Below are 22,397 nucleotides of genomic sequence, written 5' to 3' on the forward strand. Positions count from 1 at the left end.
TGCAGCTTGAATAGTGCTTGTGGACGTGCTCTTTTCGAACTCAAGTATAAACAACAGACGAATTAACAAGCCGAAAATACCCAAGTTCCGGTATTTTCTGGTGTGCAAAGCAACAAAGTATGCGAAAAGAGCCTTAAAAATAAACAAAAGCCTGGGATCCAAGTGGTCCCAGGCTTAATTATTGACTGCCATCCTCCCGAGCGGCCCGCTCTCCTCAATGATATCCTGCAGATCAAAGACAGAAATCGGGAACATCGGGAAACCGGCCACATACGGCGTGATTTCATAGAGCTGGAAATAGATCACCAGTGCTTTGTCCGCGATGTAGAAGTCCTGATCGGGGCGGATGCCGGTGAATTCGCCGAGCAGCGGAATGTCCCGCTCCTTGATCTGTGCGGCCACCAGGTCCGACAGCCTCTTCACATAATCACTGCCGGGCTTGAATAAATCTTTCAAACTGCAAATCTTTTCTTTTTTCCAGATCGAACGTCAGCGAACGGATGAACGTCATCCCATGGGCGGCATGAGCGTGATACGTATAGTTGGAGAGTGATAGACTCAGGACCTCGCGCTGATTGTTCTTGATTTCAAAGGACCCCTGCATTTCCTCAACGGTCGACGGCATATTCCCTACCTGCTCATGGATCAGCTTCTGGGTCTCTGCGACAATGGTCCTGTTGATGGTGCGCTGAAAATCGCGGCTTCTCATCCGCACAGCTTTCGGGTAATAGACGACTTGTTTCGGACCGTTCGAAATCCTCCTCTGCTCGATGCTTACCGGTAACGATACTGGCACCTTCATCATCCTCTGCTTTTTAACCCATTGTATTCAAGGGGATGCCCAGCGTGAACCCTCACTCCGTTAAGGAAGGACGGTCAGCACGCCCCTGATCTTACTTAGTACCTATCTCAGTCTATGTCGCTTGTGATGAATTTTTAACAAGGATTGCAATCCTTCGAAAATAATAGAATTTGAGAATAGTAAAAAGGAATGTCCGCCAAGACATCCCTCATGCTTTCATTACCAATTCCCTTTCTTTGAGCCATTCAACGAACTCTCCCTCCTGCAGCGGAGGCGAGAAATAATAGCCCTGGATGTGGGGACGCTCAATCATCCCTGTGATGAAATCGATCTGTTCCTGCGTTTCAACTCCCTCGATGACCACCCGAAGCTTCAAGGAGGAACACAAGGTGGTGATCGCCCTCAGCAGCGCGGAATCCTTTTCAGAAAGCGGGACACCGTCTACGAATGATTTATCGATTTTAATCGTTGAAATTGGGATTTTCCTTAAATAAGAAAGGGAGGATAAGCCTGTCCCGAAATCATCGAGTGCAACAGAGAGTCCCATTTCCCTGAATCGTCCGACAGCCGTGATGGCGTTCTCGATATCGTGGATGACACTGGTTTCCGTGATTTCAAGCTCAATGAGACGGCTGTCGATGCCATACTTCCTCAATCCCTCATGCAGGACAGACAGCAGTCTCGATGACGTCACATACGGCCCCGGGATATTGATGGACACGCGCTTGAATTCTACCCCTTCATCAAGCCAGTGTGAGACCTGCCGGAAAACCGTTTCGATGACCCAGTCAGTCACCTCAAAAATCTTCCCGTTCTCCTCTAAGACAGGGATAAAAACACCCGGTGAGATCAACCCGTGTACCCTGTGCTGCCAGCGCAGCAGCGCCTCCACACCCGTCACTTCCCCGGTGCCGGTCTGTACTTTCGGTTGATAGACCATGAACAGCTCTTTAGTTTCAATCGCCCGGTTGATGTCCTGAACGATCTGCCTTTCAAAACTGTAAGTATGAACGGCGGGATCATATTCAATCACCCCGTGCCGGTATTGAATCGAGGAGTGCTGGAGGACAGCCATCGTATTGGCCAGCAGCTGTTCGCAGTCCCCTGTGTCACATTGGGAAACGGCACACGCCATTTCGATCACGACGCGGTAATCATCGATCATCAGCGGCTTCTTCAGCTCAGACAGAACGTTCTCCATACAGGCCTTCAATTTTTCAAACTCATGCTCTTCACCGTGGTAGACGGCAAAACGGTTCCCTTCGATCCGGTAGACCTTTGAAGTCCGCAGCTTTCGTTCTTCTATGATTTCCCCGACCGCTTTTATCACATGGTCGCCAAACGTATAACCATATCCGCTCACCCATTTTTCAAGGTCATGGATATGGATGATCGCAAGGCTCCCCGCCGTCTTTGAGTTCTTCAAATCCTGTTCGAACTGCCGCTGATTCGGAAGCAGGGTGAGAGCGTCATAATGATGAAGACGGTGGTCCACATAGCGGTCGAGAAGACCAGCAAGGCCGGACACCGCCAGCAGGATGAAAATCCCTGCCGTCACCCCCGTTACCAGCAGAGGCATGTCCATTTTATGCATCCCGTGCATGCCGTCCAGAGGTTTATCCGTGTAAAAAATAACGGCCGACATCCCCGTATAATGCATGCTCGTAATGGCGAGCCCCATCAGGACAGATGTGAGGATCTTGATCCACTGCGTCCCCATGAACTTCTGCAAACTTGAGAAAATGAATAAAGCCATATAGGAAACCACAACCGCAATCAACACGGAAGCGAGGAGGATCAATGGCTTGTAGGCATATTCCACTTCCATCTCCATCGCAGCCATCCCGATATAGTGCATGGCGGATATCCCGATCCCCATGATGATGCCGGCCGTGACCGCAGATAGGTGCCCCTTCTTCTTACGGCTGGAAAACGAAAACGCCAAATACGAAGCAAACACAGCCGGTAAGACAGAAGCAGCCGTCAAGAACGTATCGTAGGTCATCTGAACAGGGAGCATAAACGCGCTCATCCCGATAAAATGCATCGACCAGATCCCAAGCCCCATCGCCACCGAGGCCAGTACCAGCCAAAACGATTTATGAAAAAAATGATTCTGCTGCATCCTCTGATTCAAAGACAAAGATGTATAAGACGCACAGCAGGCAATCACAATCGACAACACCACCAGCGGGAGGGAATACTCCCCCTGAAGAATGGTGATATCCTGTGATTCAGGTAATGAAAACATACAACAACCTCATTTAACGTAATGTTGGAATTAATATTCTGGTATACATGTTAAATTATACAAAAGCTGCTGAAAAAAGATAGGGTTGGACTAGTAAACCTGCAAATGGATTCAGTTTGAATTTTCTGAAATTAAATAGGTGTTTTGTCCTGCTTTCAGCGTATAATAGAAAGACCTCACTACTAAAAATGACGGGAGAAGATGATTTTGAAGAATAAGGGGATTTACCGTGACTTTTTCCTGCACCTCGACATTATGATCATGGCCGGAATATTCCTAGCCGTGCTTGCCTTTCTTTTTACCATGGGTCCGGACGCTTTCACTCCACTGTTCATTGTACTCGGTATCGTCACCTACATGTTCAGCGAGTACCTCACCCACCGGTTCGTCTTTCACATAAAGGCCCCGAAAAATAGCATTCTATTAAAATTAATCAAGCGGCTCCACTATGACCACCACAAGAAACCAAATGACCTGAAGCTGTTATTCCTGCCTATCTGGTACAGCGCACCGAGCCTGTTCGCCCTGAGCCTAATCTTCTACTTCATCTCAGACTCTATGCAGGCAACCCTGTCCTTCAGCGCAGGGATCCTCATCATGTTCTTCGTCTACGAATGGAAGCACTACGTAGCCCACCGGCCGCTCAAGCCGAAAACGAAATTCGGCAAGTGGCTGAAAAAGACACACGTCCTTCATCATTATAAAAATGAAAACTATTGGTATGGGGTCTCGACTCCGTTTGTGGATGCACTTTTTGGGACTTTGAAAGATGAGAAGGAAGTGGATTCGAGTGAGACGGTGAAGGATTTGGAGAAGCGGGCATGACTGGCCGACCATGCTTTGGGTAACGACCGGGGCTGGGGATTGGACTGGTAACGGGGTGTGCGCTAAGGATGAGAGTGGGCCTGAATCCGGGCCAGTCTGGTACCGGGATGCGGCTGGGGTCCAGGGATCGCCTTGAATTCAGGGGCAGCACCGGATCCCCCTTCATCATTTTTTCTTGTGGCGGGCATTTTTTAAAGGAAGTAACCTTTTTCTTTAAAAGAAATGCCCTTTTTCCCTTTCAGCAGACAAATCCGAGTCAACACCCTCCCTTATCTGCCTGTATGCACGCTAAAACCGCCCTCCACGGGGGCGTGCGACAGTTTTATTATCAAAAACGGGCAACTTATTATCAAAAATCCAATTATATTATCAAAACCAGAAAAACCAAGCAGCCTTCCTGGAGGGGGCTCACCTAACACGCTTCTCAGCCAGGAGTCTTCGTCTTTCACTCCACTCAACAGCTGGAACATGCTAAAAGTTAGAGGACAATTTATCATCCACCTCAAACGTATAAACTCACCCCCTATCATTTAGAACCCGAATGATCTTAAATAGGAGTGACCTCTGCTTTTCTACTAATTATTTGAAAAAATGTAATTAACACCGAACCCTTTTTAAAGTTTAGTAGTAATAGTTGAGAATGAAAATTTAACTGCCAAATTTTTTAAAGGAGGAAATATGAAACGTCCATATTTAGCTTCACTCATTTTATTAGTACTGATATTAAATGCTTGTGCTTCACCTCAGAAGGAAATCGACATTTCGGGTAATGTAAAGTCGGTCGGAAATACGGTTTCCGTCAATGGCACTACTACATTAGAAAGCGATTCTGAGATCAAAGTCCAGATAAGAGAGTTAGGGGCAGACACTGTGATTCAAGAACAGACAGCGAAGGTCGATAGCGAGGGCAATTATAGCCTGAATTTATCCAGGGATAAAAGAGAAGAAAATCAGAAACTGGTCGTTTTATTTCAACCGGATGAGCAATCAGAGAAAATTAAAGAGATATACGGTGAACACGGAGAGAATATCGATGAAACCTCTGCAGGCATCTTCCAATACAGTAAGGGCGGGAAGGAATACGCAGGTATACAAATGTTCGATTTCATTTATAAGGTGGTGAAAGGAAGTACGGGGCAGCGTACTTTTCTGACCGAAAATTTTAATAATCCGAATGAACAAAGCGACAGTGCACAGTAATGAGTGGCGGATTAGCTGTCCAAAAATCATGACAAGACGTAAATGGATCATCACACTTGCTAAAATGACGGCGGAAATATTGACGACTTCCCTGATGATCGCAGCCATCATCTCTTTTTCACAAACTTATCTTCTATTGTGGAAGCCTCATTGGTTTCAGGCTTTTTTCTTAAACCTGAAGGAATTGTTGGTCAGTGTCATAAACATGGCTGATATCAGGGTCCGGGTCTCAGATTATCAAAATCAGAATTTGCTTGAAGCATTGGCAGAACCTTATATGTATTCAGCAAAAGTGCTACTAAGCGTGCTAATCGTTTCCATCATTGCAGGGCTTGGCCTTTCTGTCATGACAGCCTTATTACCAAAAAAGATACAAAGTGCTATAAAGGAAGCAGCATTTTTCTTTGAATCCATACCGGATGTCATTGCGCTGTTTTCCATTCAGTTGATCATTATATGGATTTTCAAGAAGTCTGCCATCCTACTTGTAAACCCGGTTGGATACATGGAAAACATCTACCTGCTGCCCATTGCCGCTACTTCGATCATCCCGTCAGTCATTCTCTTTCAGATGACCTTCTTTGCCATTCGGGAAGAACAGAATAAACCCTATGTGGAATTTGCAGCATCCAAAGGCCTTACACGGCTCAAAGTGTTGACATCTCACATATTTCGCAACGTATGCGTAGTCGTATTTTCCAATATCCAAATGATACTATGGATGACCCTTTCCAATTTACTTATTACTGAATATGTCTTTAACATGAAAGGGATTTTCTCATTTATGTTCAGGCATTTGGGTTCTCCAGAAGTATTAGCTAGCTGCCTGCTACTGATTTTTATTCCTTTTTATTTTATAGAATACGCTGGAAGATTCATTTCAGCCAGGATGGCGGGACAGGGAGGGCGTATAAAATGGTAAAGAACAAAAAACTCTTACTAGGAGGTTCAGTGGTTCTTCTCCTTTTTCTCCTCAGTCTATGCTACTCCCTCTTTTTACATGAAATCATTAAGGATCCACCTAATGCAATATACGGTCCTGGACACCGATTAGTGGATGTCCCTCCGTATCCTCCTGACAGACACCACCTTCTGGGGGTTGACCGTTTTGGAGAAGACGTCTTCTGGAAAGTGATTGATGGAGCAAAGTACACTCTGATGATTGCGCTGGTGGTGAGCAGTATGAGAATGGGGATAGGCCTATTCGGAGGTATACTGACCGTTATGTTCCTTCACCATTTTACGTTTTTAATTGACTCTTTTATCAGAGCGTTTAGGTTTGTCCCCGCAGTGATGGTAGCATATATCTTTTTTGCTGCAGTTAAAATCGACCCTGACATCCCAAGTCAAAGTTTGATTGCCCATCAGCTATTAATCTTGGGCTTTATCGGCGGTATTCCACTGACCGGACACCTGGCCACGGAAATGAGAGAATTCCTGCAGAACGACTTCATCAAATGCTCGCAGTCATTGGGAGCAGGCAAGAGTTGGCTGATAAGAAAGCATATCCTGACCTTCCTCCGTCCAAGACTGATCATTCTTTTCACCAGGCAAGTAGTCCAATCCCTATTGATATTGGTACAGCTTGGCGTTTTCCAAATGGTGATCGGCAAGGTGAAGGAATTGAAAATTTCGGATGGAATAAGCGCTTCCGGAAGTGTAACATTATCCTTATCAAATGAATGGTCTGGGCTAATCGGCCTATCCTATCGGGAGCTGATGCTCGACCAGTGGATTGTATTGGGACCTTCGCTTGCCTTTGTTGTAACCATCTATTCTTTTCGGCTGATTGAAAAAGGGCTGGAAGAAACAGTTGAAAAAGAAACAAATCATTTCATCTCTTTCAAAAAGGAAGAAGCCGTACCTGAATCCTCAGGCAGCCTATTTACGTTTACGAACAGAAAAATAAATCACAGCATTCGAGAGGAGTGAAAAGAAATCATTGTTTATTGACGAAGCAAAAGCAGAAATGATTTTCAACGAATATAGGCAGTACATTTTTCGCACAGCTCTGCTCTTAACGAAATCACGCAGCCTGGCAGACGATATCACTCAGGAAACCTTCATCATACTACTAAGCAAATATGATACATATGACCCTGAAAGGCCCATCAAACCATGGATTTACACAATCACCATGAATGTAGCCAAGACTATCATTAAGAAACAGAAAATATTAAAATATTTTTCTTACTTTTCCGACGAATCCTCACACAATAGAGTGGATTCAGTAGAAGAACAATTCTTAAAATCAGATGATATTCAAGAGATTTGGAAAATCGTCAATTCTCTCTCTTGGAAAAGCAAGGAAGTAATCGTCTTGCATTTTTACTCAGGACTGACGCTTAAAGAATGCTCTCATGTTTTGGGGATCCCCTTAGGTACTGCAAAATCAAGATTACATACGGCCCTTCAACAATTGAGGCGCTTGGAGTTAAAGGGGAAATTTGATTTTACCAAGGCGGGATTATATGAAGAAAGATGATTTTAAAAAACTATTCGACCATGTGGATGAAAATGAAAAAACATCTGTTGAATTCCAGACCGTCTGGAGAAAGGCACATCGTAAAAGCTGGAAACAAAAACTGATTCAATCCGCCGGACCTAACTTGGCCATTTTACTTATCCTACTCGTTCTTACTCCCATCACAGGGTATTATATAGTGAACCAGTCCGTAACATCCAGTTCTGCTCCATCCGTGGCGGTTCACCCCCCTGAGACTGAGTATGTGATCTCAGGAAAAGTGTATAACTTTCCTAACCAGATTGTTGTAAAAGGACGCAGCAACTTGCCTGAAGGGACAATCATCAGCCTGAAATACAGTAAAAAGGACAAAGCTACAAATTTGTATGTGGAAAAAGGAGTGGCTGACCAGGAAGGTTCCTTCCGAATCACGGGTGATCGATTAGAAAGAAAAGAAGATTATATCGTTAACATTATCGTCTATCCGCATATACAACGAGACAGTATAAAGGAAATGCTCGGCAGCAAAGGTCAATATCTAACTAAAAGCTCTGATGGATTTACCTATGCACATGAAGGCGAAAGTTATACAGGTCTTCAAATATTGGGGCAGGTAAATAAAAGCGGGAGTAATAGTCAGTCTGTCCTGTCGGAACCTTTAGTACCTCTTGAGGAATTTGAGTTAATGCATTAAAGATAGTTTATTAAAAGAAAGAATACAAGTATTTCATGCAAAAAAGCTCAGAGCAATAAAAACTGAGCTTTTTGGATTACCAACAACTATTTAATTCTTTTAAACAAACAGGTGAGTTTTCAGCAGGTTATGATTTCAAATCCCATGTCATTCTATTATTATTTCATTTGTTGTCTGATTACCCTTGCCAGCCTCTCTACACCATCAACAATCCCGCTCTCCCCCTCATAACTGAACGAAAGCCTCAAATACTCAAGACCCTCTTCCTGATTTAAAAAGAAATACTTGCCCGGGACATACGAAACGCCTTCTGCAGCTGCTTTTTCCAGCAGCTTCGACGTATCGGTACCCGGAACCTGTACCCAGACGAAGTACCCTCCCTGCGGGACATACCAAGAAACTGATTCAGGCATGTGCTTTTCGAGCTCGGACAATAGGAGTGAGCACTTTTCACGATATACCTTCCTCAAAGCGCTGTAGTGTTCTTTCCACTCCAAATCGTGCAGCAGCTGGCTTACGCTTGCCTGTGAAAAAGGGTGATCAAGATCCTTCTTGAACCATGACAACGTCTGGATGAATTCCTTATCAGCAGCAACCCAGCCGATGCGGAGCCCGGGCGCCACGACCTTCGAGAGAGATCCGATATACAGGACACGGGGATCATTTCCTCTCTTCATTGACTTCAATGGTCTCGTATCCTGATTAAAGTACACTTCCCCGTAAGCATCATCCTCCATTACAAGGAAGTTGTATTCATCAGCAAGCTTCATCAGATGTTCCCGGCGTTCTGCGGACATTGTAGTCCCGGTTGGATTTTGAAATGTCGGAATCGTATACACCACTTTCGGAAGCTTCTCCCCATGCTCTCTGCGCTCCTTCAGCTCCTCTTCCAAAAGATCGGTCCTGAGTCCATTTCCGTCTATTTCAATCGTCATGAAGCGGTTCGTATAGTTCTGAAAAATTTCGAGCGCCTCCATGTACGTTGGTGACTCCACTGCCACGACCGTCTCATCGTCAATAAGGACGCGGGCGATCAAGTCGATCGCCTGACATGCGCCGGATGTGATCAATAGTTCATCACTCCCGATTTCCATACGGCGTTCCTTCATCAAGTGTTGAAGAGTACCCTTCAGGCCATCCGCTTTTTTGCTGCCGATATAGTGAAGCGGCAGATCCTTCTCCTCTTCCAAAAGCTTCACAACCGAGTTCTTCAGCTCCTCGGCCGGGACAAGTCCGGGATCAGGGTAGCCTGAACTCAGCCTGATGCATCCTTGGGGGATGACGGGCATCCACTCCCCCGGGGGATCATTTTGCAGTGCGGGTTTAATATCTTTTGAAAAAAAAGATTCCGGATTCACGCGATCAAACACCTTTCCATTTATTGTTTAGTTTTATTTTATAGGAAGAACCCCGGGGCTTCTACCCGAATCCTCTATGAAAAAACAGAAAGCATTGACTGCTGCCAATGCTTTCGTTTATTTGCACCATTTTTCAAATGTTCCACGTGAAACATTCCCTCTAAAAGAAAAACAAATGAGCCATCAATGCCGCGACCGGCAGGGTGATGATCGTACGCTGTAAAAAGATGATGAACAGCTGCAGGAACGAGATCGGAATCTTTGACTTCAGCAAGAGAATACCGATTTCAGACATATAGATCAGCTGAGATAAGGACATGACCCCGATCACGAAACGGGTCAGCTCCGACTTGATCCCGCTTCCGACAACGGCAGGCAGGAACATGTCAGCGAACCCGACGATCATCGCAGGTGCTGCCGCTTTCGCTTCCGGAATCTGCAGCAGTTCAAGGAACGGCACAAAAGGATAGGACAGATAATCAAAGATCGGCGTGAACTCGGCAATCACCAGCGCAACCGTCCCGATGGCCATGACCAGCGGGATCAGCGCGAACCAAATGTCCACCACATTCTTGATCCCGCTGCCTGCTACACCGCGAAGACTTTTAACCTGGGCTGCCTTTTCAACAGCCGTCTCAAGGCCCCATCGGAAATTGGAGACCCCTTCAGGCACGTCCTCTTCGATTTGCTTTCCAACCGGCTCGTAATAGGTTTCTTTTTTAAGAGAAAGAGGAGGGATCCTCGGACAGATAATGGCTGCGATCACACCCGTCACGACCACTGTCAGATAAAATTGGACAAACAGGTGGTCAATCGCCAAAAACTTGGCGATCACGAGGCTGAAGGCGATCGACGCAATCGAGAAGTTGGTGGCAACGACTGCCGCTTCCCGTTTCGTATAATACCCGCCTTCATATTGCTGCGTCGTCAACAGGACGCCGACCGTCCCGCTTCCCATCCAAGAGGCAAGGGCATCGATTGAGGATCTGCCAGGCAATTTAAACAGCGGTACCATCACATTCCGGACCAGGGTGCCGAAGAAATCCATCAATCCGAACTCAAGTAGCAGCGGCATGAATAAACATGCGAACAAGAACCATACCATCAGGACAGGGATCAAATCATACAGGACGACCCCGCCCGTAAATTCAGACCATATGTATTCAGGACCTATTTTAAAAAATGTAATAATAGCGAATGCCGCCCCGATCCAGCGAAGTGTCAGCCAAAACGGCGTGACATCGAAAAGCGCTGTAAGGAATGGACTCTTTTTGAAAAATTGAATATCCGTGAATCTCACCGCTAAACTCGCAAGTGCCGAAAGACAGATGATCCCGGTCATGATCGCAGGGATGTAATCGGCTATCATGGCCTGCAGTCCATCCGCCAGGACCCCAAGCCCGATCGTCACCTTTCCGTCTACCGATATCGGGATCAAAAACAGCAGGATCCCGAACAGGGATGGCAGCCAGAACTTCATATACTGCTTCGCTGTAAACTCTTTTTTACCCGTGATCTCCTCTGCATGCTGCAATTTTTGTGCCTGCAAATGTAACCCCTCCATTCATATAAGTTTTTTTATAATTTTCTGAGTATAAATAAGATAACACTCAAGTGAATAAATATACAACCCTATATGTGAAAAATGGTAGATTAGGAGCTTTTTTTATAAAAGACTGTTTTCTCAAAGGTTGTTGCTTTTCGTAAATTGTCTAGTAGCCTGAATGCTTCTTGTGGACGTGCTCTTTTCGAATTCAAGTTTAAACCACAGGTAGAAATACATCAGAAAACACCCAAGTTCCGGTATTTTCTTTTGTGTAAATCAACAAAGTATGCGAAAAGAGCTTTCTAAAAATAAATCTGGTGAACCGTGGAATAATAAGTACAAGCATACATAAGGATGTGTCGTCCCATGGACTTTTTTCAAAGTCAGGAATCACTGACGGCGGTTGAATGGATTTTCAGGGCCGTAGTCGGGTTCTTCTTTTTACTGATTGTCACCAAGGTTCTCGGTCAGCGGGCCATCTCCCAGCTCAGACCTCTCGATTTCGCCATCGCCCTCGTGATCGGCAACATCATTGCCCATCCTCTTTCAGATGAGCACCTTGGGTTGAAAGGGTCGATCATCACCACCACTGTGCTGGTGACCCTTTACGTCGGCGGTGTGTATCTAATTCTCAAGTGGCCGTGGTTCAGGAAACTCCTTTCTCAGCCCCCGATCACTCTTGTGGAAAATGGCAAAATCCTTAATAAGGGACTGATGAAAGCAAGAATCTCTCTGGACGTGTTACTGGAGGAATTACGCGAAGATAAAATTGAAGATGTAAAGAAGGTGGCCATGGCAGTTTGGGAGGCAGACGGTAAGATTTCGGTGTTTCTCGATCCCAAATATGAACCGGTAACCCCTTCTGATCTAAAGATTGAAACAGAGCCTTTCGATTTCCCGAGGACGATCATCAAAGAAGGAAAGATGGACTTTATCGCACTCTCCCAAATTGGGAAGGACGAATTCTGGGTTCGGTCCAATCTGGAGAAACAGTATGGAACCGAGGTGAAAAATGTTCTTCTGGCCACCATTGACAGGAAGGATAACCTCAAAGTGTTTTTATATCAATAAAAAAGAACCTCCGATCCTATATCAGATCAGAGGTTCTCGAAATATTGATATTTAACTGTGGGCAAGCTCTTTCCCGTTCAAACCAAGAGCTTCTGCCGTCGAAGCATGGATTTCCTTGAACAGCTCCGGATTTTCCGATAATGATAAACCGTAAGAAGGAATCATTTCCTTGATTTTCGGTTCCCACTCATTCATGTGCTGAGGGAAGCATTTATCGAGTACCTCCAGCATGACGTGGACCGCTGTCGACGCACCAGGTGATGCTCCGAGCAGGGCAGCGATCGAACCGTCGGAGGAACTGACGACTTCCGTTCCGAATTGAAGCGTTCCTTTTCCGCCTGCTTCCGTGTCTTTGATGACCTGGACGCGCTGGCCGGCCACGACGATGTCCCAGTCTTCGCTTTTTGCATTCGGGATGAACTCACGCAGCTCTTCCATCCTCTTTTCTTTTGAAAGGAGGACCTGCTGGATCAAATACTTGGTCAATCCCATGTTCTTCGCGCCTGCTGCAAGCATCGTAAGGACGTTGTTCGGCTTGACCGAAGTGATTAAATCCAGGTTCGAACCGGTCTTCAGGAACTTGGGCGAGAAGCCTGCAAACGGTCCGAATAACAAAGATTTCTTGTTGTCGATGAAGCGTGTGTCAAGATGCGGCACCGACATTGGCGGAGCACCGACTTTCGCCTTGCCGTATACTTTGGCATGATGCTGGGCCACGACCTCCGGATTGTTGCACACCATGAAGAGTCCGCTCACCGGGAATCCGCCGATACGCTTGGACTCAGGAATGCCGGTCTTTTGAAGCAGGTGAAGGCTTCCGCCGCCTCCGCCGATAAAGACGAACTTCGCCGTGTGGGTTTCGATCCGTCCGTTGGCAAGGTCCTGAACCTTCACTTCCCATGAACCGTCGTTCGTGCGTGTAAGGTCCTGGACACTGTGCCCGTAGTTGACCTCGACGTTTTGAGTCTTCAAATGATCGAATAACAGGCGGGTCAACGCACCGAAATTAACGTCCGTACCGGAATCGATCTTGGTAGCCGCGATCGGCTCGTTCGATGTACGGCCATTCATGATCAGCGGGATCCACTCTTTCAATTTGTCAGGTTTGTCCGAGAATTCCATTCCTTCAAACAGCGGACTGGCTGACAGCGCTTCCAATCGTTTTTTCAAAAACTCAACATTTTTTGTGCCTTGAACCATACTCATATGCGGCAGCGGCATGATGAAATCCTGTGGATTCCGAATCAGGTTGCTGTTGACCAGATGAGCCCAGAACTGTCTTGAAACCTGGAACTGTTCATTTACCTTGATTGCTTTCGTGATATCGATGGAGCCGTCAGGTTTCTCGGATGTATAATTAAGCTCGCATAACGCAGCATGTCCCGTACCCGCATTATTCCACTCATTCGAGCTTTCTTCCCCCGGTTCCGACAACTTCTCGAATACTGTGATTTCCCATTGTGGTGCTAACTCTTTCAGCAATGATCCCAAAGTCGCGCTCATGACTCCGGCACCGATTAAGATTACGTCAGTTTTCTTCTGTATGCTGCTCATGATACCCTTCCTTACCTTTAATATTTTCACAAAAAAGAGCAGGCGCTCCTGCTTCAATTTGAAAAAAGCAAGGCGTCACTCCACGAACATATCTCACTACTAAATATATCATAGTCTGTCATACTGATTGGCAGGTAAATATAAAACTTCTGTTATCTAAATATTATAAACTATTTAAAGATAATAAAAAAGTGCAACCTGTTTCCATGATGCCTAAGAATATAAAAACCACTTGCAGGCTTCGTTATTGACAAAAGTTCCAAAAATTCTGTCATCAATACCGCACCCCATTATAAGTAATTATTATTCTCGTAAAACAGGCGCCGCCACATCAATTCGATTCGTCCATACCCCGCCGGTATAATCTTCCGGGAGACGCTCAAGGTCCCGAGGTGTGTCAAAGCCTTCCGACCATCCTCCGTCGCCGGCAACAAGGATCACGCGCGTCCCAGCCTCTTCCATGCGGTTGATGAACTTATCCGGCCAGCCCCACATCCATTTGGCGTACTTCTCAGGGAGATGGATCTGTGTGTTCTTACAGGCTGAAGGGACATACCCTGTCCACCCCGCAGCGATATAAGGCAGCATACAGCTCTTCATCGTCGCAATCGACATGACGCGAATTCCCGGCAGCTCTTCTTTCAACGCTGCAATCGGCCGGTCGCCTCCGTATACAGTGAGTTCACCCAGACGGTCCTCTGAAAGTCCCGCAAGACGGCGGGCAAGCTCCTTCCCTTCCCCCGGGTCATCACTCTTGATATGGATCAGAAATGAACGCTCCGGAAAACGCTCCAGCACCTCATCAAGTGACGGCATCATCCCGACTCCCTTCCCACGGAAAGGATAGGTCTTCCCGTCATCAGCCGTATATCCATACCCGACATCAAGCTGCTTCAGCTCCTCCATCGTGTGTTCCCTCGTCACCCCTTCACCATCCGTCCGGCATTCCAGGGTCCAGTCATGAAAAATCGCAAACTTCCCGTCCTTCGTCGGCTGAACATCAAACTCTACGACATCCGCCCCTCTTTCAAAAGCAGCTTCCATCGATGGAATCGTGTTTTCAAGGTAAGGATGTTCGGGTTCATGCATCCGCTCAGCCGTGCAGGTATCGCTCTTGATCCCTTCCATCGGGAACGTCTGGGCCATCCCCCTGTGGGCAAGCAGCAAAGGCTTTTCATCTTCAGTTTTCGAAAATAGGGATGTGTTGTTTATGTACATAAACGCTGCCAGAATACCTATCACCAGCAGAGTCCGTTTCAAGATTCTCTTAAACTTTTTCATCGTTCCTCCCCGGTACTCACAAAAATTGAATTCCAGTAAATTGTATCCCTTTTCCAGGAATCCTGCTATGGGTTCCGGCTTACTGCCGGCAGCTCCGTCCAGCTCCCGCGCAGTATTATCTGCCACAGTGTGTATTAGGGTGGTGAGTGTTTTTTCTTTTCGTTCTCTTCTTTCTTTACATTCTTCTTTCTGTTTTCGATTCTGGACCAAACTTGCTGCAATGCTGATTCATGTCTGATTCACAAAAAGAAATACAGCACATTTTTTGTGCCGTAGAAAATTCAACTCAAAGTGCATAGAATTCCGTTCATTTTTCATCCATAAAATTCCTTCATCACTCTCACCCCTCCAGACCTCTCCACCTCCCATATATGAAATAAAGCGAAAAACGGATACCTTTGTCGAAAATTAGCTATCATTATTTCATTCTTTCAACACATTTCCTTACTAAACTGAATGGTACAGACGATTCTATCCAAAAAAGCAAGAGAAGGAGATTCATATGAACAGGAACACTTTCAATCCATTCAGGAGGCTTCATTTTTATGCTGCCTGGTTCATCACGCCTTTATTATTGATCCTGACGCTTTCAGGGATCGGTTTCCTCTTCTATCCTGAAGTCGAAAACATGATGTATGAACACGAATTTTTCGGTCAGAGTGATGCCGGTGATATGCAGACGATGGATGAAGCAATTCAAGATATAAAAGAAACATACAACGGCTACTCCGTCAGTAAGATCAGCATGATGGAAGAGCCTTATAACAATAGGGTTACAATCAGCAATGAACAAGGGGGATCGCAGTATGTGTTCCTCGACGAAAACAACCAGATCGTTTCCAGCCTGGATTCAAAAAACACCTATTCCAATTTCATGAGGACGTTTCACAGTTCCGTGTTGACCGAGCACACCTTTGTCCGCTATCTGGTGGAACTCACGGCTTGCTGGGCCAACTTCCTGATCGTGTCGGGTACATATATGACATTCAAGAAAAAGCTGCTTCAGAACCAATCCAGGAAGCTGCGGTTCCAAAAGATCCATGCCGTCTTGGGACTGGTTCTTGCCGTACCACTGATTATCATTGTGGTGACCGGGATTCCGTGGTCTGTATTTACAGGAAGTAAAATTGCACAGTTCGCAGCCGACCATCCTGATTGGGGCAGGACGGAGCTTCGCTATAATCCGCCTCAATCGGATATAGATGAAATCCCGTGGGCTACAAGAAGCATAGATCAGCCTGCTTCAGACCATAAGGGGCACGCGGGGCATCAGTCCGAAAGCAGTGCCAGCGACATGATTGTAGGCCAGAAATCTGTTGAGGAAATCATTACCTTGTCCGCGGAAAACAATATTTCAAGACCGTTCTCCATCGTCTATCCTTCCGATGAAAAAGGCGTCTTCACGGTTTCAAAGGGAAGCAACACAGGCGTCACCGGACTCGACGTCAGCCCCTACGAAGAAACCACTGCTTATTTCGACCAGTACTCCGGGGACATGATCGCACAAATCGACTTCGAGGATTACGGTATCATCGGCAAGTGGTTCACATGGGGGATCCCGCTTCATGAAGGGCATCTGTTCGGGATGGCCAATAAAATCCTCAACCTGCTCGTCTGCATCGCCTTCCTCTCAGCCATCACGATGGGCTTCATGTCCTGGATGAAGCGGATGAAATCGGGTGAAGCGAAGGGTCCGAAAAGGATCAACAAACCATGGTCAATCGGTGTCGTAGTCACGCTGGCGGTTCTCGGGATCCTCATGCCGCTGTTCGGGTTGTCGGTGTTGGTGATTTTTATAGTTGAAACGGTTATTTATTTTAGGAAGAAGAGGAAAGAGGCTTAGATAGGGGGCGCTTATTCGAAGCTCGGATCGGAATTCCTGATTAATAAGGCAGCAGCACATGGGTTTTACGTGAAATCACCATGTACTGCTGCTTTTTTTGTGACGGGAGGAAAAAGAATGCTTGATTCCCGCTGCGTTTTGACTCTCCAACTTGGAAATCTCTATGAGGTATGGGCGGGGCGGGGGTATCGGGCAGGATTTATGTGCGGGATTTTTAATATAAGTGCGAAATTCGCGTGTTTAAGAGCGAGATTACCAATATAAGTGCGAAATTCCTTATATATGTGCGAGCTAGCAATTTTTCGACAAATTCTCTAAAATAATTCAATCCATATACATGCTCGGGTATAGATGCTACATAATCCTGGATTAACCCTGAGCCCGGTTCCAAAACACCCCAGCCAGGGACCGAAAGAAAGGAAACAGGCTTGATCCATAAAGAACGGATTTATACGAAAACAATCTACTTAATACCCTATAATACATAGACTCTCATGCCAAAAGAACGATGCGTTTTTTGATAGTTTATAATGGTACAATGAATATGGAGTTTACTGGTAAAAGAGACGATTATTTAGCGGGGGCTCAAGACATGAACTACTTTTTTAAACTGAACGCTGTCAGTATTCTTTATGCGTTAATGTTCTTTGTACCAGCTGAATTGATGGTGAATGTTTATCGAATCAGCAGATTAACAGGCTGGGAGATTGGTACGGTCAATACCTTAACTGGTGTGTTCCTATTTATTGACATCACAGCAGGGTCTGTCCTTCTCTATTTTCTAGCAAAAATATGGCTGCACGGGAGAAAAGCTAATTTTTGGAACGCCATTCTCTGGGTACCTTATTTTTTTCTTTTCACTTATATTTTCGCCTCTTTATTTCCGATCACCTATGGAGGGGACGACCCAAATCCTGCTTCTGGCCTTTTGTTAATAGGCGGATTCATTTGTTACCCATTTTATATCCTGCTGCTCACCTTTTTTGGGGTGGCAGCTGAAGACAAACTCAATTAAAAAAAGCCCGGGACAGATCCCGTGCTTAAGTTAAAAGTCTTAACGCTCAATCCAATAAAGACATCCATAATCATCATTGATAATTCTCAACATAATTTCCTTTTTCAAAAATATCCTGCGGACTGACACCGGTCCATTCAGCAGGTGCTGAATTCGGATTCAGCTCCAGATAGGACTTGACCATTTTATACCCTTCACTGTAGCCGTAAAGCCAGGGGAGGTCTTTACCGCCCATTAAGATTTCCCTTGACCTGTTGAAATCGTATGAATGAAGATCTGGTTCAATTTTAGACCAGAGCTCTTTATCGTAAGACGGGTCTATAGGAGTGAAATCGATGTCTGGATAGACGTTTTTTTCAAACATGACTGCCTTTCCTTCAAAGATCAGATTATCCAGAACCGAAGACTGCTTTGCCCTGTCCAATGCTTTTCAGCCCAAATACTGTGATGGTATTCATGGGCAAGCCCTGCCCTCAGAGTATCCTCTGTATATTGCCAATTATATAGAACTTCAATCTTTCCCGTCCCGACCGTAATCATTTCGGCATACTTGTTGGTGGATGGAAGTACACAGACCGTGGTTTCTTTCTCAGACGGCAGAATGTCGGAAGATTTAATCAGTGCCTCTTTAATAGTTTTCTCCGGTTGCTGATTATCTATCTTATCAATCAAGTTTTGAATTTCTGTGAGGTGGGTTGGAGACACATTCAAGTGATTGGGATCGGCATTGAGTATGGGGTCGGCCATATGAAGGAATTCTCCATCTTCAAAACAATCACTGTATATCGGATCGATCACTTCCTCCTGATAAATATCAAGATAAGGCGCATCAGGGTCCTTTTTAACTTCATCTAAATAATTTTGATAAAGTTTATAAGCATTCACAATTTTATATTTTTGCTTTGTTTCCGGGTGTTCAAATGTTGTAATTGTACTTTCATACTTTATTTTTCGACTGACCTCGCCTATATCTGCTTTGTCTGTATTTTCGCATGCAGTGGTCATAAGAAGGCAAATAAGCAAGATTGAAATATTAGAAGCGATATTCCTTTTCAACTACATTCCCCCAATTATGCAAAATGAAATGACTCATTAAATTCTACCATAATATGGGTGATGAGAGGTTTTTTATTTCAATGTCCGCTCATGCCTCAAAAGCCATTCCTTCCTCCACAATCCGCCCGCATAGCCTGTCAGCTTCCCATTCGATCCGATGATCCGGTGGCAGGGGACGACGATGCTCAGACGGTTCCGGCCATTGGCGCTGCCCACTCCCCTGACCGCCTTCTCATTTCCGATATGAACGGCGATTTCTTTATAGGTGGAGGTTTCCGCGTACGAGATTTCCGTTAGTGCTTCCCATACCCTCTGTTGAAAAATCGTGCCATCAAGCTGATATGGAAACGTGAACGTACGCCGTTTTCCTCTGAAGTATTCGTCGAGCTGCATGGCACACTCGTTCAATACTCCAGGACATTTATCCCCGCAGTCGTCTGACTCAGACTCATCAGTGAACAGGATGGACGTAATCTGTTCATCCGTTCCTTGTATTTCTATCATGCCGATCGGCGACCGGTACAGTTTGTTATATAGCTTCATACAAAGACCTCCAAAGATAAAAGGCGGCATATCCCTGCCAGCCCTCCCATTTATGTGAAAATGCCTCCATTTCCTCAAGCTTTGGTTTACGCTCGTACCCCATTGCTGCCTTCAGCGCATTTTGAAGGCCGACATCAGCAATCGGAAATGAACTTTTGACATGAAGACATTTCATCATGACATAGTCGGCAGTCCAGGCACCAATGCCTTTGTACTGCAGGAGCGCTTTCCTCGCTTGCTGTTCGTCCAGTTTCAGCAATGATTCTTTCGTCAATCTGCCGTCCTTCATTGCTGCCGCAATTCCAATGATGTATGCTGCCTTTCTGCCGGTGATTTGCAGCTTCCGGAGATCTGCCTCCCCCAGCAGAGCAATCTCCTCAAACGACGGAAATAACCAATAGGTCTCACCATGAAACGTCAACTTTTCACCATACGCTTCGACCAACCGCTTTTTCAATGTATAGGCAAAGGTCAGGTTGATCTGCTGGCCGAGGACCGCCCAGACGAGGGCTTCGAACAGATCATGGATGGCAATCATCCGCAAACCGGTATATCTCCTAATGAGTTCCGACAGGACGGGATCGTCACTTCCCCATTTATAAAAATGACTGAGGTCCGTGTCCAAATCAAACCACTCCCAAATGTATTCCGCCGCCTTTTCCCGTGCCGCTTCAGAAGGGATGCCATTCAGAAATTCAACCTTCAGGGAGTCGTTCACAGACTGCACCTTAATCAAAATCAACTCCCCATTCAGCCTGACCAATTTCATTAAACAGCCTTCTTTTATGGTATGAAGGATTTCCCGTTCGTTCCTCCCAAGGAATATCAGACACTCCTCAAAGCTGAACGGGTCAAGAGGATGGATAATGATGAAGGAGTGTCCGTCAGTCCAATTCATTCCCGGCACCTCCAGTCATCTGTCTCCGGTATTCGCTCGGTGAACATCCTTTCAGCTGTTTAAACACTTTATAGAAATTGGATGAGCTCTGGAACCCGGCCTCATAGCCGATTTCAATATTTGTGAGGATTGTCGTCACCAGCAAATACGCCGCTTTATCAACGCGGATTTTTTCCAGATAGGTGCGCGGCGTCTCCCCCGTTTCCTGCTTAAAAACGCGCTCAAGATAATAGGGGCTGAGTCCCGCATGATCCGCAATATCTTTTAGCTCAAGCGGTTTATTGGCATGATTGACGAGATAGGCGGTCACCCTCCTGACCACCTCGATATTCGGGGAATGCTCGAGTTCCGGCTGACATCTTTTACAGGCACGATAACCGGCATTCTCTGCCTCATAACGATCCATATAAAATTCCACATTCACTTTTTTCGGTTTTCGCGACCTGCAGGAAGGACGGCAATAAATCTTTGTCGTCTTCACGGCCGTAAAGAACAGTCCGTCATACTTCCGGTCACACGCCATAATCTTCTCCCACATTTCTTCGAATGTCAGATTGATGGCTGACATGGGCACACCCCCTTTCAGCAGAATTTGATAAAACAGCCGACCATCATCAGCTCTCCGAAAGAAATCATTCTTTGCTTTCTATTGTATCAAGACTGAAGCACGGGATACCTCCTGATTCTTGCTCTTATGGTCTACATACAAAAAAAGCTCAGGTTCAATACCTGGGCTCAATACATTATAATGTAGGCTGCTTCTGCTTTTTCTTCCTCCGAATCAAAACAAAAATCGCAATGACTGAAACCACTGCAAGCAGGATGATTGCAAATAGAATCATAGTAGGATCTTCGTTTACATCCTCAGGAATCAATCGGCTCGCAATCGGTCCCATCGAGAGAAACAGCGGGATGATGATCGTGAACCACGTTTTTGTGTAGATGGCCGCCGCAATGAAGATCACGATGCACAGAGCGAGGATCAGATTATTTTGCAGGGGTGTCGCTGTAAAGACCGGCTGGAAATCCTGTGCGTTGTACCATAGCAGGACGGCCACACCCATTCCGGTGAAAAGTAACATGGTACCGATCAGCAGGAAATAGCTCCACTTTGAATGGAAGTACTTAGGCAGCACCTTGAATAATAATGCACCATAGACCAGCGTTCCAACGACAGCTCCAATGGATATGATCAGGATCATGACGCCGGACAGCGAGAACTTCCCTTCAATGGCCGGCCCGAGACTGAAATAAGCAGCCAGCAGCAAGAGAAACAGCGGCACCAGTCCCACTATCTGACGGTAATCCGTCTTCATAGATTCCCCAATGCTTTTCATATACTGCTTCGGGCTTTCCCCGACGATGTGCGTGACATCTTTTCCTTCCGCCTCGGCTTGAAGCAGGTGATCTTCCAGCTCCTCCGTGATTTCATTGATTTCGTTGTCGTTCTTCCCTTTTGACATCAAGTGCATGCGAAGTTCGATCAAAAACTGTTCCGACTTTTTAGAAAGCATCTCTTCATCTCCCCCTTTTATTCAACACATTGTCCACCGAGGAACTCAGCTGTTCCCAGCGTTTGATAAATGACTCCAGCTCTTCTTCCCCTTTTTCAGTCAGGGAATAATATTTCCTCTTCGGTCCGGCCGTCGACTTCCGAAGCGTGGCAGTGACCAGTCCCTCTTTCTGCATCCGCAGCAGCAAAGGATAAATGGTTCCCTCGCTGAAAGAAGTGAACCCGTAGGTCTCGAGTCGCGCTGCCAGTTCGTAGCCATAGATCTCGCCGTCTTTGATGATGGACAACAGGCAGCCGTCCAGAATCCCTTTTAACATCTGAGTTGTATCCGCCATCGACGTTCTCCTTTCGGTACCTTGTAATGCAAGATATATTTTTAGTATATTCAACGCTATCTTGTATTGCAAGATATATTTGATAAATTTTTACAAAAAAGTATAGAACTGAAACTTTTCTTTCGTTTTAAGCGTATGTAAGGCAGAG

19 protein-coding genes and 2 pseudogenes are annotated in these 22,397 nt (G+C 45.8%); 9 read left to right on the forward strand and 12 right to left on the reverse strand.

What is annotated here, in order from left to right; genetic code table 11:
• Nucleotides 1-174 precede the first annotated feature (174 nt).
• Together ACKA06_RS11475 and ACKA06_RS11480 are read right to left on the reverse strand one after the other, a co-directional pair.
• Nucleotides 175-802, reverse strand: a pseudogene (locus tag ACKA06_RS11475) (DUF3298 domain-containing protein).
• Between the two features lie 208 nt (nucleotides 803-1,010).
• Complete coding sequence (locus tag ACKA06_RS11480) at nucleotides 1,011-3,053, reverse strand: bifunctional diguanylate cyclase/phosphodiesterase (protein WP_411159699.1); 2,043 nt, start codon at nucleotides 3,051-3,053, stop codon at nucleotides 1,011-1,013.
• Between the two features lie 201 nt (nucleotides 3,054-3,254).
• Here ACKA06_RS11480 and ACKA06_RS11485 point away from each other — a divergent pair, with 201 nt between their 5' ends.
• From ACKA06_RS11485 to ACKA06_RS11510, 6 genes are all read left to right on the forward strand, one after another.
• Nucleotides 3,255-3,878, forward strand: coding sequence for a sterol desaturase family protein (locus tag ACKA06_RS11485; RefSeq protein ID WP_032087057.1), 624 nt, complete (start codon nucleotides 3,255-3,257; stop codon nucleotides 3,876-3,878).
• A gap of 678 nt (nucleotides 3,879-4,556) precedes the next feature.
• Nucleotides 4,557-5,078: a hypothetical protein gene (locus ACKA06_RS11490; protein ID WP_032087059.1), complete on the forward strand. Its 522-nt coding sequence runs from the start codon at nucleotides 4,557-4,559 to the stop codon at nucleotides 5,076-5,078.
• A 28-nt stretch (nucleotides 5,079-5,106) separates the two neighbouring features.
• A complete protein-coding gene (locus ACKA06_RS11495) occupies nucleotides 5,107-6,000 on the forward strand; it encodes an ABC transporter permease subunit (protein WP_411159700.1) in 894 nt (297 codons plus the stop codon).
• Nucleotides 5,994-7,010 (forward strand): peptide ABC transporter permease, encoded by a 1,017-nt coding sequence (locus tag ACKA06_RS11500; protein WP_411159701.1) that lies wholly within the window; start codon nucleotides 5,994-5,996, stop codon nucleotides 7,008-7,010. The genes ACKA06_RS11495 and ACKA06_RS11500 overlap by 7 nt, the downstream gene beginning before the upstream one ends.
• 10 nt (nucleotides 7,011-7,020) lie before the next feature.
• Nucleotides 7,021-7,563, forward strand: a complete 543-nt coding sequence (locus ACKA06_RS11505) for an RNA polymerase sigma factor (protein WP_411159702.1) — start codon at nucleotides 7,021-7,023, stop codon at nucleotides 7,561-7,563.
• Nucleotides 7,550-8,236: a hypothetical protein gene (locus ACKA06_RS11510; protein ID WP_411159703.1), complete on the forward strand. Its 687-nt coding sequence runs from the start codon at nucleotides 7,550-7,552 to the stop codon at nucleotides 8,234-8,236. The genes ACKA06_RS11505 and ACKA06_RS11510 overlap by 14 nt, the downstream gene beginning before the upstream one ends.
• A gap of 158 nt (nucleotides 8,237-8,394) precedes the next feature.
• Here the strand turns inward: ACKA06_RS11510 and ACKA06_RS11515 are convergent, their stop codons facing one another.
• Nucleotides 8,395-9,594 (reverse strand): aminotransferase-like domain-containing protein, encoded by a 1,200-nt coding sequence (locus ACKA06_RS11515; RefSeq protein ID WP_032087062.1) that lies wholly within the window; start codon nucleotides 9,592-9,594, stop codon nucleotides 8,395-8,397.
• Nucleotides 9,595-9,754: 160 nt separating this feature from the next.
• Nucleotides 9,755-11,074 carry a YjiH family protein gene (locus ACKA06_RS11520; RefSeq protein WP_411159751.1) on the reverse strand — a complete coding sequence of 440 codons (1,320 nt, stop codon included), beginning with the start codon at nucleotides 11,072-11,074 and terminating at the stop codon, nucleotides 9,755-9,757.
• Between the two features lie 432 nt (nucleotides 11,075-11,506).
• Here ACKA06_RS11520 and ACKA06_RS11525 point away from each other — a divergent pair, with 432 nt between their 5' ends.
• A complete protein-coding gene (locus tag ACKA06_RS11525) occupies nucleotides 11,507-12,211 on the forward strand; it encodes a DUF421 domain-containing protein (protein WP_198259107.1) in 705 nt (234 codons plus the stop codon).
• Nucleotides 12,212-12,262: 51 nt separating this feature from the next.
• On the opposite strand, the gene ACKA06_RS11530 is transcribed toward ACKA06_RS11525, so the two are convergent.
• Entirely contained in the window at nucleotides 12,263-13,795 is a 1,533-nt protein-coding gene (locus tag ACKA06_RS11530; protein WP_411159704.1) for a malate:quinone oxidoreductase, read from the reverse strand.
• A gap of 273 nt (nucleotides 13,796-14,068) precedes the next feature.
• A complete protein-coding gene (locus tag ACKA06_RS11535) occupies nucleotides 14,069-15,046 on the reverse strand; it encodes a glycerophosphodiester phosphodiesterase family protein (RefSeq protein ID WP_411159705.1) in 978 nt (325 codons plus the stop codon).
• 502 nt (nucleotides 15,047-15,548) lie between these two features.
• Between ACKA06_RS11535 and ACKA06_RS11540 the strand changes: the two genes are divergently transcribed.
• On the forward strand, nucleotides 15,549-16,889 hold the full coding sequence (locus ACKA06_RS11540; RefSeq protein WP_411159706.1) for a PepSY-associated TM helix domain-containing protein: 1,341 nt from the start codon (nucleotides 15,549-15,551) through the stop codon (nucleotides 16,887-16,889).
• 592 nt (nucleotides 16,890-17,481) lie between these two features.
• Nucleotides 17,482-17,904: a hypothetical protein gene (locus tag ACKA06_RS11545; protein ID WP_214874280.1), complete on the forward strand. Its 423-nt coding sequence runs from the start codon at nucleotides 17,482-17,484 to the stop codon at nucleotides 17,902-17,904.
• 73 nt (nucleotides 17,905-17,977) lie between these two features.
• Here the strand turns inward: ACKA06_RS11545 and ACKA06_RS11555 are convergent.
• From ACKA06_RS11555 to ACKA06_RS11580, 6 genes and pseudogenes are all read right to left on the reverse strand, one after another.
• Nucleotides 17,978-18,909, reverse strand: a pseudogene (locus ACKA06_RS11555) (DUF2268 domain-containing putative Zn-dependent protease).
• Between the two features lie 123 nt (nucleotides 18,910-19,032).
• The gene (locus tag ACKA06_RS11560) at nucleotides 19,033-19,503 is read right to left on the reverse strand and encodes a methylated-DNA--[protein]-cysteine S-methyltransferase (RefSeq protein WP_411159709.1); all 471 of its coding nucleotides are present in this window, start codon (nucleotides 19,501-19,503) and stop codon (nucleotides 19,033-19,035) included.
• The gene (locus ACKA06_RS11565; RefSeq protein ID WP_411159710.1) at nucleotides 19,490-20,401 is read right to left on the reverse strand and encodes a DNA-3-methyladenine glycosylase family protein; all 912 of its coding nucleotides are present in this window, start codon (nucleotides 20,399-20,401) and stop codon (nucleotides 19,490-19,492) included. Before ACKA06_RS11565 ends, ACKA06_RS11560 begins: the two co-directional genes overlap by 14 nt.
• A complete protein-coding gene (locus ACKA06_RS11570) occupies nucleotides 20,388-20,969 on the reverse strand; it encodes a bifunctional transcriptional activator/DNA repair enzyme AdaA (protein ID WP_411159711.1) in 582 nt (193 codons plus the stop codon). The genes ACKA06_RS11565 and ACKA06_RS11570 overlap by 14 nt, the downstream gene beginning before the upstream one ends.
• 175 nt (nucleotides 20,970-21,144) lie before the next feature.
• Nucleotides 21,145-21,915: a DUF1129 family protein gene (locus tag ACKA06_RS11575; RefSeq protein WP_411159712.1), complete on the reverse strand. Its 771-nt coding sequence runs from the start codon at nucleotides 21,913-21,915 to the stop codon at nucleotides 21,145-21,147.
• Nucleotides 21,916-21,919: 4 nt separating this feature from the next.
• Nucleotides 21,920-22,249: a PadR family transcriptional regulator gene (locus tag ACKA06_RS11580; protein WP_411159713.1), complete on the reverse strand. Its 330-nt coding sequence runs from the start codon at nucleotides 22,247-22,249 to the stop codon at nucleotides 21,920-21,922.
• Between the last annotated feature and the right edge of the window lie 148 nt (nucleotides 22,250-22,397).

This window comes from Rossellomorea oryzaecorticis (assembly GCF_045897515.1).
GTDB classification, from domain to species: Bacteria; Bacillota; Bacilli; order Bacillales; family Bacillaceae_B; genus Rossellomorea; species Rossellomorea enclensis.

What these genes read in the sequence shown, in the direction of transcription:
- ACKA06_RS11495 (WP_411159700.1), top strand. Translation starts at nt 5,107, where the DNA reads ATGACAAGACGTAAATGGATCATCACACTTGCTAAAATGACGGCGGAA.
- ACKA06_RS11545 (WP_214874280.1), top strand. Translation starts at nt 17,482, where the DNA reads ATGAACTACTTTTTTAAACTGAACGCTGTCAGTATTCTTTATGCGTTA.
- ACKA06_RS11575 (WP_411159712.1), bottom strand. Translation starts at nt 21,915, where the DNA reads ATGCTTTCTAAAAAGTCGGAACAGTTTTTGATCGAACTTCGCATGCAC.
- ACKA06_RS11540 (WP_411159706.1), top strand. Translation starts at nt 15,549, where the DNA reads ATGAACAGGAACACTTTCAATCCATTCAGGAGGCTTCATTTTTATGCT.
- ACKA06_RS11535 (WP_411159705.1), bottom strand. Translation starts at nt 15,046, where the DNA reads ATGAAAAAGTTTAAGAGAATCTTGAAACGGACTCTGCTGGTGATAGGT.
- ACKA06_RS11485 (WP_032087057.1), top strand. Translation starts at nt 3,255, where the DNA reads ATGATTTTGAAGAATAAGGGGATTTACCGTGACTTTTTCCTGCACCTC.
- ACKA06_RS11480 (WP_411159699.1), bottom strand. Translation starts at nt 3,053, where the DNA reads ATGTTTTCATTACCTGAATCACAGGATATCACCATTCTTCAGGGGGAG.
- ACKA06_RS11490 (WP_032087059.1), top strand. Translation starts at nt 4,557, where the DNA reads ATGAAACGTCCATATTTAGCTTCACTCATTTTATTAGTACTGATATTA.
- ACKA06_RS11560 (WP_411159709.1), bottom strand. Translation starts at nt 19,503, where the DNA reads ATGAAGCTATATAACAAACTGTACCGGTCGCCGATCGGCATGATAGAA.
- ACKA06_RS11570 (WP_411159711.1), bottom strand. Translation starts at nt 20,969, where the DNA reads ATGTCAGCCATCAATCTGACATTCGAAGAAATGTGGGAGAAGATTATG.
- ACKA06_RS11525 (WP_198259107.1), top strand. Translation starts at nt 11,507, where the DNA reads ATGGACTTTTTTCAAAGTCAGGAATCACTGACGGCGGTTGAATGGATT.
- ACKA06_RS11580 (WP_411159713.1), bottom strand. Translation starts at nt 22,249, where the DNA reads ATGGCGGATACAACTCAGATGTTAAAAGGGATTCTGGACGGCTGCCTG.
- ACKA06_RS11500 (WP_411159701.1), top strand. Translation starts at nt 5,994, where the DNA reads ATGGTAAAGAACAAAAAACTCTTACTAGGAGGTTCAGTGGTTCTTCTC.
- ACKA06_RS11520 (WP_411159751.1), bottom strand. Translation starts at nt 11,074, where the DNA reads ATGAAGTTCTGGCTGCCATCCCTGTTCGGGATCCTGCTGTTTTTGATC.
- ACKA06_RS11565 (WP_411159710.1), bottom strand. Translation starts at nt 20,401, where the DNA reads ATGAATTGGACTGACGGACACTCCTTCATCATTATCCATCCTCTTGAC.
- ACKA06_RS11510 (WP_411159703.1), top strand. Translation starts at nt 7,550, where the DNA reads ATGAAGAAAGATGATTTTAAAAAACTATTCGACCATGTGGATGAAAAT.